General features: G+C 61.1%; 13 protein-coding genes. 9 read left to right on the forward strand and 4 right to left on the reverse strand.

Annotated features, from left to right (window positions below; genetic code table 11):
* Positions 1–214 precede the first annotated feature (214 nt).
* On the forward strand, positions 215–685 hold the full coding sequence (locus ACT3TS_RS14770; protein ID WP_444532275.1) for a DUF1801 domain-containing protein: 471 nt from the start codon (positions 215–217) through the stop codon (positions 683–685).
* 64 nt (positions 686–749) lie between these two features.
* On the opposite strand, the gene rplI is transcribed toward ACT3TS_RS14770, so the two are convergent.
* The 4 genes from rplI to rpsF all read right to left on the reverse strand — a co-directional run bounded on the left by rplI (position 750) and on the right by rpsF (position 2,528).
* A complete protein-coding gene (rplI, locus tag ACT3TS_RS14775) occupies positions 750–1,199 on the reverse strand; it encodes a 50S ribosomal protein L9 (protein WP_444532276.1) in 450 nt (149 codons plus the stop codon).
* Between the two features lie 15 nt (positions 1,200–1,214).
* The gene (gene rpsR, locus ACT3TS_RS14780) at positions 1,215–1,454 is read right to left on the reverse strand and encodes a 30S ribosomal protein S18 (RefSeq protein WP_003800144.1); all 240 of its coding nucleotides are present in this window, start codon (positions 1,452–1,454) and stop codon (positions 1,215–1,217) included.
* 94 nt (positions 1,455–1,548) lie between these two features.
* The gene (locus ACT3TS_RS14785) at positions 1,549–2,160 is read right to left on the reverse strand and encodes a single-stranded DNA-binding protein (RefSeq protein WP_444532277.1); all 612 of its coding nucleotides are present in this window, start codon (positions 2,158–2,160) and stop codon (positions 1,549–1,551) included.
* 62 nt (positions 2,161–2,222) lie between these two features.
* Positions 2,223–2,528, reverse strand: coding sequence for a 30S ribosomal protein S6 (gene rpsF / locus ACT3TS_RS14790; protein WP_062286061.1), 306 nt, complete (start codon positions 2,526–2,528; stop codon positions 2,223–2,225).
* 447 nt (positions 2,529–2,975) lie between these two features.
* Here rpsF and ACT3TS_RS14795 point away from each other — a divergent pair, with 447 nt between their 5' ends.
* From ACT3TS_RS14795 to ACT3TS_RS14830, 8 genes are all read left to right on the forward strand, one after another.
* Positions 2,976–6,533 (forward strand): DEAD/DEAH box helicase family protein, encoded by a 3,558-nt coding sequence (locus ACT3TS_RS14795; protein ID WP_444532278.1) that lies wholly within the window; start codon positions 2,976–2,978, stop codon positions 6,531–6,533.
* Entirely contained in the window at positions 6,530–7,819 is a 1,290-nt protein-coding gene (locus tag ACT3TS_RS14800) for a restriction endonuclease subunit S (protein WP_444532279.1), read from the forward strand. The genes ACT3TS_RS14795 and ACT3TS_RS14800 overlap by 4 nt, the downstream gene beginning before the upstream one ends.
* 134 nt (positions 7,820–7,953) lie before the next feature.
* Entirely contained in the window at positions 7,954–8,166 is a 213-nt protein-coding gene (locus ACT3TS_RS14805; RefSeq protein WP_444532280.1) for a hypothetical protein, read from the forward strand.
* A gap of 5 nt (positions 8,167–8,171) precedes the next feature.
* Positions 8,172–8,771 (forward strand): Fic/DOC family protein, encoded by a 600-nt coding sequence (locus ACT3TS_RS14810; protein WP_444532281.1) that lies wholly within the window; start codon positions 8,172–8,174, stop codon positions 8,769–8,771.
* Positions 8,768–10,273: an N-6 DNA methylase gene (locus ACT3TS_RS14815; RefSeq protein ID WP_444532282.1), complete on the forward strand. Its 1,506-nt coding sequence runs from the start codon at positions 8,768–8,770 to the stop codon at positions 10,271–10,273. The genes ACT3TS_RS14810 and ACT3TS_RS14815 overlap by 4 nt, the downstream gene beginning before the upstream one ends.
* A gap of 82 nt (positions 10,274–10,355) precedes the next feature.
* Positions 10,356–11,813, forward strand: coding sequence for a DUF3375 domain-containing protein (locus ACT3TS_RS14820; RefSeq protein ID WP_444532283.1), 1,458 nt, complete (start codon positions 10,356–10,358; stop codon positions 11,811–11,813).
* The gene (locus tag ACT3TS_RS14825; protein ID WP_444532284.1) at positions 11,810–12,538 is read left to right on the forward strand and encodes a DUF4194 domain-containing protein; all 729 of its coding nucleotides are present in this window, start codon (positions 11,810–11,812) and stop codon (positions 12,536–12,538) included. The genes ACT3TS_RS14820 and ACT3TS_RS14825 overlap by 4 nt, the downstream gene beginning before the upstream one ends.
* Complete coding sequence (locus tag ACT3TS_RS14830) at positions 12,535–15,828, forward strand: ATP-binding protein (RefSeq protein WP_444532285.1); 3,294 nt, start codon at positions 12,535–12,537, stop codon at positions 15,826–15,828. The genes ACT3TS_RS14825 and ACT3TS_RS14830 overlap by 4 nt, the downstream gene beginning before the upstream one ends.
* Positions 15,829–15,854 lie beyond the last annotated feature (26 nt).

Here is a 15,854-nt window from a genome sequence, read left to right on the forward strand (position 1 = left end):
AGGCGATACTCAGGAGTACGGGTGTGATATCCACAGATATATGTCCCGGTGTGGATATCCTCGCCCGCACCGCGCCAACGGCGGCATCTGCCACCATGCGCACCCCGGCATGTACAGATTGGAGAAGAAGCGTGAAGCTGGGCCCACGCCTGAGCCCGCCCCGTTCCCACGGCCTGCAGGCACTAAGCTGCAGGAAGGAACAAGGAGGCACACAATGGGCGATGTCCCTGCCCCGCAGAAGGCGTCCCGTACGGTCAACAAGACAGTCCCCACCACAGTGGATCCGCTGGCGTTCATCAACACCGTGGACACCACCGCAACGCGACGCTCCGACGCGCTCGTGCTGGTGGAGATGATGCAGGAAATCACAGGAGAACCGCCGCGCATATGGGGGCCTAGCATCATCGGCTTTGGCAAGTACCACTACAAGTACGCGTCGGGGCGTGAAGGTGACGCGGCCGCCGTCGGATTTTCACCGAGGAAGGCGAACCTGGTGCTTTACGGGCTCAGTCAACCGCCGGCCTCGGCACCACTGCTGGCGACGTTGGGCAAGTTCAAATCAAGTGTGGCCTGCGTGTACATCAACAAGCTGGCCGACGTCGACCTGGCCGTGCTTCGTGAACTGATCGGGTTGGCCTACCGGCACTTTACGACGCAGGACATCGCCTCGCTGCAATCACAATAGGATTAACCAAAGAAGCCCGGCCCCCATAACGGGGACCGGGCGCTTTGAAGCGGTGCAGCGGGTATTAGCCTGCTACAACGTTCAAGGTGATCGTCGCTGAAACGTCGTCGTGGAGACGGAGCGTTGCAGTGTGCTTGCCGGTGCTCTTGATGTGAGCAGGCAGTTCAACCTTGCGCTTGTCAATGGTTCCCAGACCTGCATCGGCAACAGCCTTTGCAACGTCGGCAGCCTTGACGGTGCCGAACAGGCGGCCGGAGTCGCCTGCCTTGACCTTGAGGACAACGGGGTGTGCCTGCAGGGCAGTTGCCTGCTCCTGGGCAGCCTCGATGGAAGCGTGTGCGTGAGCAACACGTGCAGCCTTGATGGTCTCCACCTGCTTCTCACCGCCCTTGCTCCAGGTCAGGGCGAAGCCGCGGGGCAGAAGGAAGTTACGTGCGTAACCGTTCTTCACCTCAACGATGTCGCCGGCGGCACCGAGGCCGCTTACTTCGTGGGTCAAAATGAGCTTTGCCATGTTTATTTATCTCCCTTAACCGCGGCCAGCGCCGGAGTAGGGCAGCAGTGCAACTTCGCGGGCATTCTTGATTGCCTGGGCGATCTTGCGCTGCTCCTGAACGGTGACACCCGTGACGCGGCGCGCACGGATCTTTCCGCGATCAGAGATGAACTTGCGCAGCAATGCTACGTCCTTGTAGTCGATGACGGTGATGTCAGCGGCCTTCAAGGGATTGGACTTTGGTTTGGGCTTACGGAGTTCAGCCTTAGCCATCGTGGAGCTCCTTAGTATTCGTGGAGCCCGTGGATATTAATCCGCGGGATGGAGTGCGTACGGCGGTTGCCGCACATTTCTTGTAAAACGTTTGTTAGAAGGGAGGCTCGGAGTTGTCCGCGCCTGCGCCCCAGCCACCGGAAGAGTTGCCACCGGGCGTTGCCCAGGGGTCTGCTGCCGGTGCGGATTGCTGCTGCTGGCCGCCATTGCCGCCGAAGTTTCCTCCGCCGGAATTGCCGCCACCATAGCCGCCTTGTCCTCCGCCGGCGTTGCCGCCGCCGAAGTTTCCGCCCTGGCCGCCATTGCCGCCACCGAAGTTGCCCCCACCCTGACCGCCGGAGCGTTGGGTGCGGTTGACCTTGGCGTTGGCATAGCGCAGCGAGGGGCCGATCTCGTCGACCTCAAGCTCCATGACGGTGCGCTTTTCGCCTTCTTTGGTGTCGTAGGTCCGCGACTTCAGCCGGCCCGAAACGATGACCCGCATTCCCTTTGTCAGGGATTCGGCAACGTTTTCGGCCGCTTCCCGCCAGATCGACGCGCGGAGGAACAGCGTTTCGCCGTCCTTCCACTCGTTTGACTGGCGGTCCAAGGTCCGCGGAGTCGACGCAACGGTGAAGTTCGCTACTGCTGAACCGCTCGGGGTAAACCGAAGTTCCGGGTCACCGGTGAGATTACCAATGACCGTGATAGTCGTATCGCCTGCCATCTGCTCCTGCTTCCTGCTTGGTGTTTTCCTACAAAGAAAAAGCTATAAAGGGTTGACCGAAATTACTCGGCAACAACCTTCTGCTCTTCCGGACGTGTGATCTTGGTGCGCAGGATGGTCTCGTTGATACCAAGCAAGCGGTCAAGTTCCTGAGCGGTAGCCGGCTCAGCGGTGAAGTTCACCACGGCGTAGATACCTTCAGACTTCTTCTGGATGTCATAAGCCAGGCGACGACGGCCCCAGATGTCAACCTTTTCGATGGTTCCACCATCGTTGGTGATGACATTCAGGAACTTCTGAAGCGACGGCTCAACGGTACGCTCATCAACATCGGGGTCGATGATTACCATCAGTTCGTAAGGACGCATATGTGAACCCACCTCCTTTGGTCTAGGCGGTTACGGCATTTCCGTAACAGGAGGTTCATTTGCGGTGCCTGTCAGGTGCCCATTCCACTCGGTGAGTGGTCCCGGCACCAACACAGACTTGTCCATCTTACCGTAAGCACGACGCCGGACACTCACCCCTGTGCGTAACTCTCACCACACACTGCACTCGGGTAGGTGCATCTGGATTCCACTCACGGTGTCCCGTGCAGAAGCCAGTTAATGTGGGTCCCTTAGGCCTTGAACACGACGTGAATCGGTCTTTGCATTCGGAAACGGGATGAAATGCCGCCTATCACTGTCTTTTGTATGCGGTTTTTGTGCCATCAACGTAGACGGTCCCGGGCCCCTGAGGTCTATCATCCGGTTCATATGGAGTCCTTTCGGGTAGTCTCAATCACAACGACTGACCAGTCCGAGGGGGACGTTTTGACGCACCTAGATCCAATGATCCTCAGCGCCGCCCAAAAGTCGGTCAACTTTGGGCTCCTCCTCGACGTGGAGCCCCTGCTGGCTGTTTATGGCGCCGGAGCAGAAGCCAGTCTCTACACCGATCCCAACGGTTCCCTCATCAAGTGCCGGCAGCTTGCCGAAGTCCTGACCGAACAGCTGTTGCTGCGAAGCAACACCGCTGTGGACAGCAGCAAACAGATTGACCGTATCCAAGCCCTTGCCGGGGCCGGCGTCCTGGGAAAGGACGCCATTGAAGCCCTGCACCGCATTCGCAAGACGGGCAACCAAGCCACCCACAGCCACCTCTTCAACGCCAACATCACTCTGGGCGTCCTGCGCACCTGCTGGGAACTGGGCACCCTTCTGTACCGGGCAGTCACCAAGGACCGCACCGTTCGCACCTTCCTGCCGCCTAGCCCGGCAGACCTCACACCGGTAACTGCGGAGGACGCAGCCAGCCTGCATGCAATTCATGAGGCGCTGGACTCCAGCCGTGACGAGCTGGCGGAGGCCCTGACGGTTCTCGATTCGAGCCGCACGCAGGCCCAGGCCGAAGCTGCGGCCCGCGCAAAGGCTGAGGCCGAATTGGCTGCGGCACGGACAGAACAATCGGACATGGCAGCGAAATTGGAGCAGCTGCAAGCCCAACTCGCCGAGCTTGTCTCCAGTGAACGGCGGCTCAGCCGGGACGTGCCGAAGCCAACTCCGGCGGCACGGCAAACCTTCATCGATCGAGCCACCGCCCCCCGGCCACTTTCCGAAGTCCAGGCCCGGAAGAACATCGACAGGATGCTGCGTGCTGCAGGCTGGCTGGTCCAGGACTATCGCGACATCGCCCCCATGGCCGGACTGGGGGTTGCCGTTCGCGAATTCCCGCTGGACTCCGGTTTCGCGGATTATCTGCTGTACGTGGACACCAAGCTTGTTGGCGTGCTGGAGGCCAAGAAGGAAGGCGTGAGTCTGACGGGTGTGGAATGGCAAACATCCAAGTACGCCACGGGCCTGCCGGCAAGCGCTCGTCTTGCCACCTGGCACCCTGACACACCGCTGCCGTTCTGTTACGAGTCCACGGGTGCCGAAACCCGGTTCACGAACCTCCTGGACCCGGATGCCCGCTCCCGTGAGGTCTTTAGCTTCCACCGCCCCGAGACACTCAAGCGTTGGATGGCAGAGGCGGACACCACGCCGGAGGCACCAACGCTGCTGGCCAGGATCCAACAGCTGCCGGTACTTGATGTAGACGGACTGCGCCCTAATCAGGTCCAGGCCGTCACCGGAGTTGAAACGTCACTGAAGGGCCAGCATCCGAGGGCGCTCATCCAGATGGCCACCGGGGCTGGTAAAACGTTCACTGCGGTGACCAGCGCGTACCGGCTGATCCGCCACGCCAACGCGGGACGGATCCTATTCCTGGTGGATAGGAACAACCTTGGCATCCAGGCGGAGTCGGAATTTGTGAACTTCGTGAATCCCGATGACGGCCGCCGCTTCGGTGAAACGTACGCTGTGCAGCGGGTTGCCGGGAGGACCGTTGCAGATTCCACGAACGTGGGGATCTCCACCATCCAGCGGCTGTTCCGCATGCTCGCTGGCGAGGACCTGCCGGATTCGGCCACGGAGAATGATGAGAACGACGACGGCGAGCCAGACTCTCCTGTCGAAGTCACCTACAGTGCGGCCTTGCCGCCGGAGGCGTTTGATTTGATCATCGTGGACGAATGCCACCGCTCCATCTACGGCAAGTGGCGCGCGGTTCTGGAGTACTTTGACGCGCCTGTGGTGGGCTTGACTGCCACACCTACCAAACAAACCTTGGGTTTCTTCAACCAAAACCTTGTCAGCGAGTACCCGTATGAGAAGTCCGTGGCCGACGGCGTCAACGTCCCGTTCGACGTCTACCGGATCAAGACCCAAGTCACCGCGCAGGGCGCAACGGTTGAGGCAGGAACCATAGTTCCCATGCGGGAGCGGGCCACCAGGCGCAAGCGCTACGAGGAGCTGGAGGAAGATTATTCGTACACGGGCAAGCAGTTGGGCCGCAGCGTCATCAACAAGGACCAGATTCGCACCGTTCTAAGCACTTTCCGCGACCGGCTCTACACCGAGATTTTCCCGGGCCGCAGTTACGTCCCCAAGACGTTGATCTTTGCCAAGGATGACAGTCATGCGGATGAGATCGTCCAGCAGGTGCGTGAGGTGTTCGGCAAGGGCCAGGACTTTGCGGTGAAGATCACCTACCGCTCACGTAGCCAGGGCAATGATCCGCAGCAGCTTCTGCAGCAGTTTCGCAACAGCCCATCCATCAGGGTTGCCGTCACGGTGGACATGATCGCTACGGGCACCGATGTGAAGGCCATCGAGTGCGTGTTCTTCATGCGCGAGGTCCGTTCGGCCGTGTACTTCGAGCAGATGAAGGGCCGCGGTTCCCGCACCATGGATTCCGATACCTATGCGCAGGTCACCCCGGATGCGAAGGACGGTCTGACCAAGGACCGATTTGTCATTGTCGATGCGGTGGGTGTCACGGAATCCGAACTGGTGGACGCCGACCCTATGGACCGCCTTCCCAAGTCTGTCTCCCTGCAAAAACTGATGGACAAGGCTGGCGCCCTGACCATCACTGTGGATGAAGTCTCCACGCTGGCTGCCCGGCTGGGCCGGTTGGCAACACAGCTTAAACCTAGCGAAGCTGCGGAAATCGAGCATGTTTCCGGTGGCACTTCGCTGCGTTCCATCGTCCAGGGGCTGTCCGCCGCTTCGGACAATGACGCCGTGGAGCATGCGCGTGAGTCCGGCGACGGCGCCGTGGCGGAACTGATCCGTTCGGGTGTGGCTCCCCTGGCGAGCAGCGCTGAGCTGCGAAAGAGAATCATGGACATCCGCCGCGCCAAGGACATCATTTTTGATGAGGTGAACGCCGACGAACTGCTCAGTGCTGAACCGGTTCTGGACGGAACCGTAGCAAAGTCGCCCATCGAGTCCTGGCGGGACTTCATCGCAGAGAACAAGGATGAGCTTGCCGTACTGCAGCTTCTCCATGGCAGTGCCACCGCCCGGCCGAGCTATGCGCAGCTGAAGGAACTCGCAGAACAGGTCCAGCGCATCCCTACAATTGGTTCAATTGACACCATCTGGAGCGCCTATGCCGCCCTTGGTGAGGTTGCCGAACCAAGCCACAAGCCGGGAGTGACCGATCTTGTCACGATACTCAGGCACGAGCTGGGCGGTGCAGTGGCAGTAGGTTCAACTCGTGCAATCCCGAGCAGCGGTATCCGCGCCTACAGCTCCTTGGTGGACGAACGGCTAATTGCCTGGTTCGCACGGCAGCAACACGCCGGAGTGCAGTTCACCGACGAGCAGCGCTGGTGGATTGGGCGGATTGCCGAAGTAGTGAAAACATCTGTAACCGTGGAACTCGACGATTTAACCAAAACCCCCTTCACCGAGCGCGGTGGCCAGTTCGGCTTTGCCAAGGCCTTCCCGACGGACGCCCTCGCCATCTTTGAACAGCTGCAACACGAGCTCGCAGCGTGAGCGCACTGGCAGAACTGCCAAACGGCTGGGTTCGGACGACGCTCTCAACTGCATGTGACGTCGTCATGGGGCAGTCTCCGCCAGGGGAAACCCTCAACGGGGCAGGAGATGGCGTGCCATTTTTTCAAGGCAAAGCCGAGTTTGGGAAATCGACTGCCACCGTTAGGAAGTGGACTTCAGATCCAAAACGCCACGCTCGTGCAGGCAGCATTCTACTCTCTGTTCGAGCCCCCGTAGGTGCCATCAACTATGCGCCCGTTGATTGTGCCATCGGACGTGGCCTCGCTGCCATCGATGCCGGGCGCGCTTCAGATCAAAAATTCATCTTTTGGTATCTAAACTTCGCGCAGCCTGTTTTAGAGGAGCAGGGAACGGGCACGACGTTTTCAGCGGTTAACGGTCCTACCGTTCGAAACTTCCGGCTTCCACTCCCACCACTCGCCGAGCAGCACCGCATCGTCCAAGCCCTCGAAGAACAGCTCTCCCGGCTTGATGCGGCGGCTTCCTACACCGCTCATGCCCAAACCAGCTTTAAAGCGTTGGAGAAGTCCCTGCTGCATGAGACTTGGAAACGAGCTGAAGGTTATGGCGGGTTGACCCCGATCGGTGAAGTCGCTGAAACAACTCTTGGAAAAATGCTCGACGCGCGTAAGAACTCCGGGGTTCCAACCCCATACTTGGCAAACATCAATGTTCGTTGGGGATCGTTCAGAATGGACAGCCTACGGTCAGTTCCACTGGAAAGCCGTGAAGTCGACAAATTCTCAATCAAAGCTGGCGACGTGCTGATCTGCGAAGGTGGCGAACCTGGCAGGTGTGCAGTCTGGAACAGTGAGGATCGAACCATCGCGTTTCAGAAAGCCCTCCACCGGGCACGCTGTCGAGTATCCATCCGGCCCCATTGGCTCGCATTGTGTCTGAAAGCTGCAGTCGTTTCTGGCAAGACGGATCGCCTACTCACCGGTACCACCATCAAGCATCTGCCTCAGGAGAAATTGCGCGCACTCAAGATCCCTGTCCCTTCACTCGAAACACAAGATGAATTGCTCCTTGGCTTCCAAGAGGTCATGGAATCGCTGCTACGCCAAGGCGAAGCCATCGAAATCCATACACGTCGTAGCAAGCACCTTCGGGAAATGGTTCTAGCGTCCGCATTCGCCGGCACCCTCGTCGACCAGGACCCGGCCGACGAACCCGCATCTGTCCTGCTTGAGCGCATCGCCGCTGAACGTGCCAACGCAAAGCCAACCGTCCGGCGTCGTGCTTCTGTGAAGGCGAAAGTCTAGGCCTCAAACCAGCACACAGAATTGTCCACAGCCAGCCCTGCACTCAGGCCCGTGTCAGCCCGGGCCAGTAGAATGAAAGGGTAGGGCGATGCATCCTGATGAGGATCACCACGTTGAACGCAAAGGAGTGCGGCATGTCTACACTGAAGAACAAGAGCGGGCTCACCGAGGCTGAAGTTCAGTCGGGCATGGAGTTCGCTGATGCAGCACAATATCTGGCCGGAGGCCGAGCATCAGAGCGTGCCCGCGACTTATCCCGCGAAGTCCTCCGGGGAAACATGGAAGGTGACGAGGCCGTCGAAATCCTACTCGCGGAGGTCCTGGCCCTGCAGGCTGAGAGTGAGTAGAGCCGATGCCGGATAAATACACGTACCCCGGCACAGAAGTCCTCATCAATATTCCGGGGATTCTGGATCAAACACTCCTCGACAATGCCGAACGTAACATCGCTAGGGCCCGGCTCGCAGAACTCAGAAAAGCTCCAATTCCCGGGAAGTTCGATTTCCCACACCTGCAAGCCATTCACCGCAAACTTGTCGGAGACCTCTACTCCTGGGCAGGTGAGCTCCGGACCACCGACACCCAAGCCATGGGCACAGGAGTTGCACATTGTCGCCCCGAGTTCATCGAGGCCTTCGCCAACGAGGTCTTTACCGGTATCGCTGCCGACAATTTCCTGCTCCACCTCGACCACCACGAATTTGCCGAAAGGCTTGCCCACCATTGGGGCGAGCTGACGTCCCTGCACCCGTTCCGCGACGGCAACACACGCAGCCAATCCACCTTTCTTGACCAACTTGTCACAGCCGCCGGCTGGGAAATCCATTGGAGCAAGCTGGACTTGGATGCGGTCAAAGAGGCCCGCGTCATTGCCATTTCACGCAGTTCCGAACCACTCTGCGACCTCCTCCGCCCCGCAATCACCGCTCGCCACCAAAGGAACCACGAATGACCCGCAATCCGGCCGAAGTACGCAGACTCGTCGACAAGCTCTGGAGCTACTGCGACGTGCTGCGCGACGCCGGGGTCGCGGCGATCGACTACGTGGAGCAGCTCAGCTTCATCCTGTTCTTGAAGATGTGCGATGAAAAGCAAAAGAACGCCCTCATCCCGATGCAGATTTTCCCTCCCCATCTGAAGATCTCCTGGGACTATCTGGTGTCCTTAAGTGGCGACGACTTGGAATCGGAGTACCAACGAATTCTCCGTTCACTGGGCACCCAGCCGACAAACCTCGGCGTTGTCTTCCGCAAGGCACAGAACCGCATCCAGGAACCGGCACTGCTGCGCAAAATCATCAAGGACCTGATCGGCTCCGAGACGTGGGCCGTGGGCGGGGACCTCAATGGCGACGCCTACGAGGCCCTGCTCCAGCGCTCCGCTTCAGACGTGAAGTCCGGAGCGGGCCAATACTTCACACCGCGTCCACTGATCCATGCCATGGTGCAGGTCATGGAACCCCGCCCGGAAGACACCATCAGCGATCCGGCCTGTGGTACCGGAGGATTCCTGCTCGCCGCGATCGAACACATTGAGGAAAACTTCGGCTCGTCCCTGACACCGGAACAGCGCAATGATCTTAGCGAGGGCCGCACCGTCCACGGTACGGAACTGGTGGACTCCACGGCCCGGTTGGCCACCATGAACCTGTTCCTGCACGGTGTGGGTCGTGAAAACAGCCCACCGGTAATCGATGTTCGTGATGCCTTATCTTCGATCCCTACCCGGCACGCCAGCTTGGTGCTCGCTAACCCTCCGTTCGGGAAAAAGTCCTCCATCACCGTTGTGGGTGAAGACGGAAGAGCGGAGCGAGATGATGCATCGTATTCCCGTCAGGACTTCTGGGTCACCACCACCAACAAGCAGTTGAACTTTTTGCAGCACATCGCCAGCCTGCTGGCCAAGGGAGGCCGGGCCGCCGTCGTGGTTCCCGACAACGTGTTGTTCGAAGGAGGGGTCGGTGAAACTATTCGCAAGCGGCTGCTGCGTGAATTCGATGTCCACACCCTGCTGCGGCTTCCCACGGGGATCTTCTACGCCGGCGGAGTGAAAGCCAACGTCCTGTTCTTCGACCGGAAGCCCGCCAACCCTGACACAGTGTGGACTGAGCAACTGTGGGTGTACGACTTCCGGGTGGGCGAACACTTCACCATGAAACAAAACCCGCTGCGCGAAGAGCACCTGGCTGACTTCATCGCCTCCTACAAGACCGGCGCGCGTTCCGAGCGGGTGGAGTCCGAACGTTTCAAACCGTTCAGTTATGCGGAACTGCTGGAGCGTGACAAGACAAATCTGGACATCACGTGGCTCAAGGATCCGTCCTTGGAGAACGCCGACGACGGCGTGCCACCTGAAGTTATTGCAGCTGAAATTGTGGAGGACCTCCAAGCTGCATTGGAAGAATTCCAAGCCGTTGCCGACGCGTTGGCGGAACGGGCTGCCCAGCGCGCCTAGCCGCACGAAAGCGGGCCATTTGTACTTTGCCCATGCCTTAAAATGGAAACAACCCCGTTTCCCTTTGCCGAAAGGCCCTGCCATGCGCTCCACTGACAACGCCGTCGCACAATGGCACGCGCAAAAACAATTGCGGCTCAGCCCGGCCTGGAAGCTGCTGCAAGGGGCTCCGTGGACCGTGGCGTTCCTGCGCTCGGCCTTCACGGCAAGCCGGCAGCGGGTCCCGCTGGAGACGTTCCACGCCGACCTCGCCGACTTCATGAAGGAACTGCGCGGGGAGAACCTCAGCCTCAACGAAGCGTGGCAGGCATCGAACTACGCCGATTCCTGGGTCCGCAGCCAATTCCTGTCCCGGCCGATGGTCGACGGCAAGTTCCTCTACGAACCCACCGCGGCAACCGCCCGGGTGCTCGCCTTCATGGACACCCTGACGGGCAGCCGCACCAACCTAAACAGTTCACGGCTGAGCACCCTGCTGAACAGCATTGAAGCCCTGTCGCTGCAAAGCGACCCAAATCCGGAGTCCCGCATTGCCGCACTCGAGGCTGAAATCGCCGAGCGGGAAAACGAGATCGGCGCCTTGAAGAGCGGCGCCAATCCGGCCGTGCTCTCCGACGACTCCGCTGTTGCCGCCACCCGCAGCGTGCTCGACCTGGCCGCAAGCCTGCCTGCGGACTTCAAGCGCATGCGCGACGGCGTCGAGGTCATGTTGCACTCCATCCGCCAGGAAATCACGGAATCCTCCGTGACCAAGGGTGTCGCCGTGGGCCAGATACTGGCCGGTGACAAGGCGCTGCGCGGCACAGTCGAAGGCGAGACGTTCCAAGGTTTCACCGAGTTCCTCAACGACCCCGTCCAACAGGCCCGTTTCCGGCAGTCCGTCAACGAGGTGCTGGAGCGGGACTTCACCGGCCAGCTCAGCTCAGAGGAGCGCGGAAACCTGGCCTCCCTGCTGCGCGAGATGCGCCGCCAGGCCGCCGATGTGCACACCATTTACGGGCGCTTGTCCGAGAGCTTGCACGCCTATGTCCAGTCGGCGGAATTCAAGGAATCCGTGCTGCTGCGCAAGGCCATCCACGCCGCCGAACAGGCCGTGGCAGCGGCGGCGCTGGGTTCACGCACAGGCGTTGTTGAACCCTTGTTGTATTCCCCCGACTTTGAGACTCTTGCCGGACTCGGCATCTTCAACCCGGAAGACCACGTGCCACCACCAAAGCTGGCGGCACCCCCGGCACTAAGCGACGCGGACATCCACCGCACCCCAGCGACACCGGCGGCCGACATGCCAAGGCTGCATGCCGCCGTCGACCGCGTCAGGCAAACCCGCAACGGCGCCGCCCCCTTGGGCGAGGTGTACGCGTCGCTGCCGGCCGAACTCCACCACCTCAACACCATTCGCGGCTTGATACTTGCCGCACGGGTGTCGGGAAACAATCTTGACCCGGACCGCACCGAAACACTGACTTTCACCCAGATCGACGGCACCACGCGCTCAGCCCGCGTCCCGTTGTTCACCTTCATTAAGGACTTCTCGTCATGAGCACAAGTTCCCACCCCACCCCGGAGATGCGCAACGGCACCGGCAGCTCGGGCAGCACCGAACGGGCCCTGTTCGACGGCGACACCGGTTCCTTCCCGCTCGAGTTGCGCCAGGCCCTGGTCCGGCTGCTCCGCGGGCCGTACGTTGATGGCACAGCGGATCCCGCGCTGTGGACAACCATCCTGACCCACGGAGTGTCGCTGCAGCAGTACCTGAGCGAGATTTTCCTGCTGCTCACGGTGGACTCCGACCGCAAAATCGCACTGCTGACCCCGGCCGGCGTCGACGCCGTGCACACGCAGCCCATCGTGGCCCGCAAGCCGCTGCGCCGCGAGGAGACGCTGCTCGCCCTGCGACTGCGCGTCCTGTTGGACCGGCACGCCGGATCCGGCACGGATGTGGGCATTTCCCGCGCCGGCGCCCGGGAAATACTGGCCGAACACCGCCGACCCGGCACAGTTGACGACAAGCGCCTTGACGAACAAACCGACGCGGCACTGGCCAGACTGCTGAATCTGAAGCTGATCCTGCCCACCGAGCTCGCCCATGAATATCGGGTCAGCAACGCCCTGGCGCTGGCACTTCCCTTTGACTCGATCGAGCAAATTCCCGCGTATCTCGCAGCCCTGGACGCGGCAGCCGGCAGCGAGCCGCTGGACTTGGACCCGGTTGAACCCGGCCCGCCTGAAGGCAACGACGACGCGACGCAGGAGATTTTTCAGTGAGCATTGCAACCACCCTGCCCTTCGGCGAGGAACTCAACCCCGGCCAATTCCGTCTCAGCCAGATCCAGATCATCAACTGGGGCACCTTTCACGGCCGGCACAGCATGTACGTGGACCGTGCGGGCACGCTGCTCACCGGCCATCCGGGTGTCGGCAAGTCCACCCTCTTTGACGGCATCCAGCACATCTTCTATGCTGCGCCGCGCCTGAATGAATCCGCCCACGAGGCGTCCAACAGGAAAGACCGCCGAACCACCTTCAGTTACATGCGCGGCCGCAAGATCAAGACGGACGACGGCGTGGTGTACCAACGGCCCAGCGCCACCTGGTCGGCCACCGCCCTCGTCTTTGAGGACGGTCTGGGCAGGCACGTCACCATCACGGCGCTCTTTGACCTTCCCGCCAACGGGCTCGAGGGGCAGGTTGGCAAGCACTATGTCATCCACGACAAACCCTTGGACACGGACGCCCTGGAGAACCATGGAAGCCGGCGTTTTTCGCCGTCGTCGCTGCAGGCGGCGCTGCCCGGAGCCGAGACTTTCGATGTCCACAAGACCTTTGCCGAACGTTTCCGGCGCAAGCTGGGCATCCATAATGACAAGGCCTTCAGCCTGCTGCGCACCCTGCAAAACGGCAAGGGGCTGGACAAGGGCGTCAACCGCTTCTTCCGTTACGAGGTGCTCGACAAGCCGTCGACGCTGACGGCTGCCGCCGCGGCCGTTGAGGACTTCAACCACCTCAGCGGCATCTACCGCCAGCTCGAGGACGCCCGCGGGCAGCGGGATGCGCTGGCGCCTGTGCCTGAGCTGCATGAAAAGCTGCGCGAACTGACACAATCACACCAACGCACAGTTGAGTTAAAAAACATTCAGCTGCCGTTGTTGCGCCATCAGTTCCAGGCCGAGCTGCTCGCCGCCAAGGAAGTCGCCCTCAGTAGCGACAAAACGGAAAAGCAAGCCGAAATCGAGGCGGCAACGCAGGCCAAGGATGCGCTGGCCGAATCTGCGGCAGCGCTCTCGGAACAGCACGCCAACCATGGCGGGCGTGCCATCGAGGGCCTGGAAAAGGACATCCGCACCGGAAAGCGGGAACTGCTCGAACGCCAACGCTTGGAAGCGTCCGTGCGCGAAGACCTTGACGGTGCCGGGCTCGTGTATGACTGGAGTGCCCAGGGACTTGACGCCGCTCGCTCGGGTGCCGCATCCGACGTCGAACGGCAGCTGGCGGAGACCGAAGCTGCCCGGACCCGTGAATACCAGGCCGTGGCCGCCAGCGTCAACGTCAAGGCGCAGGAAAAGGCACTGCGGGCCGAGATTGAGTCGTACCAGCGCCGCGGCTCCAACATCGATTCCCGCAGCGCTGCGGCCCGTCGCGCCATTTGCGCGGCAACCGGCCTGACCCCGGAGGACATGCCGTTTGCCGGTGAGCTCGTGGACATTGGCAGCGGCCACAGCGCCTGGCGGCCTGCGGCGGAAAAAGTCCTGCGCTCGCTCGCCACCACCCTGCTTGTCCGAGGCGCCGACATCGCGGACGTCACCAGCGCCATTGACGGACTCGACGGAGTGGGAAAGCTGCGGTGGATCAACCTCGGCATGCCGGCACGCCCGGCCAAGGCTGGCAAGGACCATCTGGTCAGCAAGCTGGACTTCCACGATTCCGACGCCGGAACTTGGCTTCGCGAGAAAGTCGCCGGCGACTTTGCCTTCACCTGCGTCGAAGACGACGCGGCCCTGCACGACCACGGCAAGGCACTCTCGCGTGCAGGCACCGTCAAGCTCAACGCGGCGGTGTTTGAGCGCGACACCCGCACCATCAATCCCGCCGACTACCTGCTCGGCTTCAACAATGTTGCCAAGATTGCACAGCTGGAGGAGCAGGCACAGGCGTTGGCCGCACAACAGCTGGAGACAGCCGCGGCGGCGACGCAGAGCAGCCTCGCGAAGGAGCAGTCTGCACGCCGGCTCGGAGCTTTGAAACGAATCGCTGCGGATGACAGGTCATTCGAGCAGCTGGATTCAGCAGCGCTGTCGGGTCATCTGGAATTGCTGCACGCCACGTTGGAGCAGACCATCGCAGGCAGTGCCACCCTCGCCCAGCTGCGTGAGTCACTGGCGGAAGCCAATGCCGGGCTCGAGGCTGCCGTGGGCCGGGTGGCAGTGCTGCACCATGACCTATCCGGGCTGGAAAAGGATCTTGCCGGTGTGCAGGCGGTCCTGGCCGGAAATACCCAAGGGGCACAAGCAGAGGATTGGGCACTGGAGGCGTTTGCACCCTATCTGCTCGACGGCGAGCCCACATCACTCGACGAGCTGGAAGTACTGTTCAGCCGCGTTGCCGTGGATCTGGGAGAGCGCATCGCCACCATCAAGGAGAGCCGCTTCCGCACCGAGGGTGCCTTGAGCGAAATCTTCAAGGCCTTCGCCCGCCAGTTTGGCCCCACCATGAGCGCAAGCCATGGCACAAGCGCCGACGCGGCTGCACACTATGAAGAGTTGTACGCGCGCATCGTTGCCGATGGCCTGCCGCAGCGCCAAGGCGAATTCAAGGAGTACTTCAACAATCGCTCCTATGAGCGTTTCTCCGATCTCCTGCAACTGCTCGAGGAAGAACGCCGCTCCATCGAGGAACGCATCCTGCCGCTGAATCAGATCTTGGCGGACGTTCCGTTTGAGAAGGGCAGCCGGCTGCGGCTGGAGGTGAAGACCACCACTCCCGATGAGGCCAGGGCGTTCCGGCTCGAGCTCAAGGATGCATTGGGTAATGCCTACACGAAGGCCACAGAGGAAAAGATGGCCGCCAGTTACCTGCAGCTGGAGCGACTGGTCAATGCCCTGCAGGATCCCGCGCTGGCGCATTGGGCCGATACCGTGCTGGACGTGCGACAGCATGTCACGATCAGCTGCAACGAGCATCGCCCCAACGGTGAGGTGGAGGTGGGTCTGGAGCCGGGGACGCTGTCAGGCGGTGAGGGGCAGCGGTTCACCTCATTCATCATGGGCGCAGCCCTGGCCTACCAGCTTGGCATCGACACCCAGGGCTACAGCACCTACGGCACTGTCATGATTGACGAGGCCTTCATCCAGGCCAACTCCGAATACGCCGGTGCGGGCATCAACGCACTGCAGGAGTTTGGCTTCCAGCTGCTGCTGGCGGCCCCCGAGGACAAAGTCGACCTGTCCCGCCATCTGGGCTCGGTCACCGACATCATCAAACATCCTCAGGCCAATGTGTCCGGCTTTGTCTCCACCGGGCAGTCCCCAGCAACAGCAACGGACATCATCCTAAGATAGCCGGTCTGCCCCGGCTGGGACTCCTT

It is taken from the genome of Specibacter sp. AOP5-B1-6 (assembly GCF_052376555.1).
Taxonomy (GTDB): Bacteria; Actinomycetota; Actinomycetes; order Actinomycetales; family Micrococcaceae; genus Specibacter.

Coding starts and splice junctions, on each gene's coding strand:
- ACT3TS_RS14785 (WP_444532277.1), bottom strand. CDS start 2,160: ATGGCAGGCGATACGACTATCACGGTCATTGGTAATCTCACCGGTGAC.
- rplI (WP_444532276.1), bottom strand. CDS start 1,199: ATGGCAAAGCTCATTTTGACCCACGAAGTAAGCGGCCTCGGTGCCGCC.
- rpsR (WP_003800144.1), bottom strand. CDS start 1,454: ATGGCTAAGGCTGAACTCCGTAAGCCCAAACCAAAGTCCAATCCCTTG.
- rpsF (WP_062286061.1), bottom strand. CDS start 2,528: ATGCGTCCTTACGAACTGATGGTAATCATCGACCCCGATGTTGATGAG.
- ACT3TS_RS14770 (WP_444532275.1), top strand. CDS start 215: ATGGGCGATGTCCCTGCCCCGCAGAAGGCGTCCCGTACGGTCAACAAG.
- ACT3TS_RS14825 (WP_444532284.1), top strand. CDS start 11,810: ATGAGCACAAGTTCCCACCCCACCCCGGAGATGCGCAACGGCACCGGC.
- ACT3TS_RS14820 (WP_444532283.1), top strand. CDS start 10,356: ATGCGCTCCACTGACAACGCCGTCGCACAATGGCACGCGCAAAAACAA.
- ACT3TS_RS14805 (WP_444532280.1), top strand. CDS start 7,954: ATGTCTACACTGAAGAACAAGAGCGGGCTCACCGAGGCTGAAGTTCAG.
- ACT3TS_RS14810 (WP_444532281.1), top strand. CDS start 8,172: ATGCCGGATAAATACACGTACCCCGGCACAGAAGTCCTCATCAATATT.
- ACT3TS_RS14815 (WP_444532282.1), top strand. CDS start 8,768: ATGACCCGCAATCCGGCCGAAGTACGCAGACTCGTCGACAAGCTCTGG.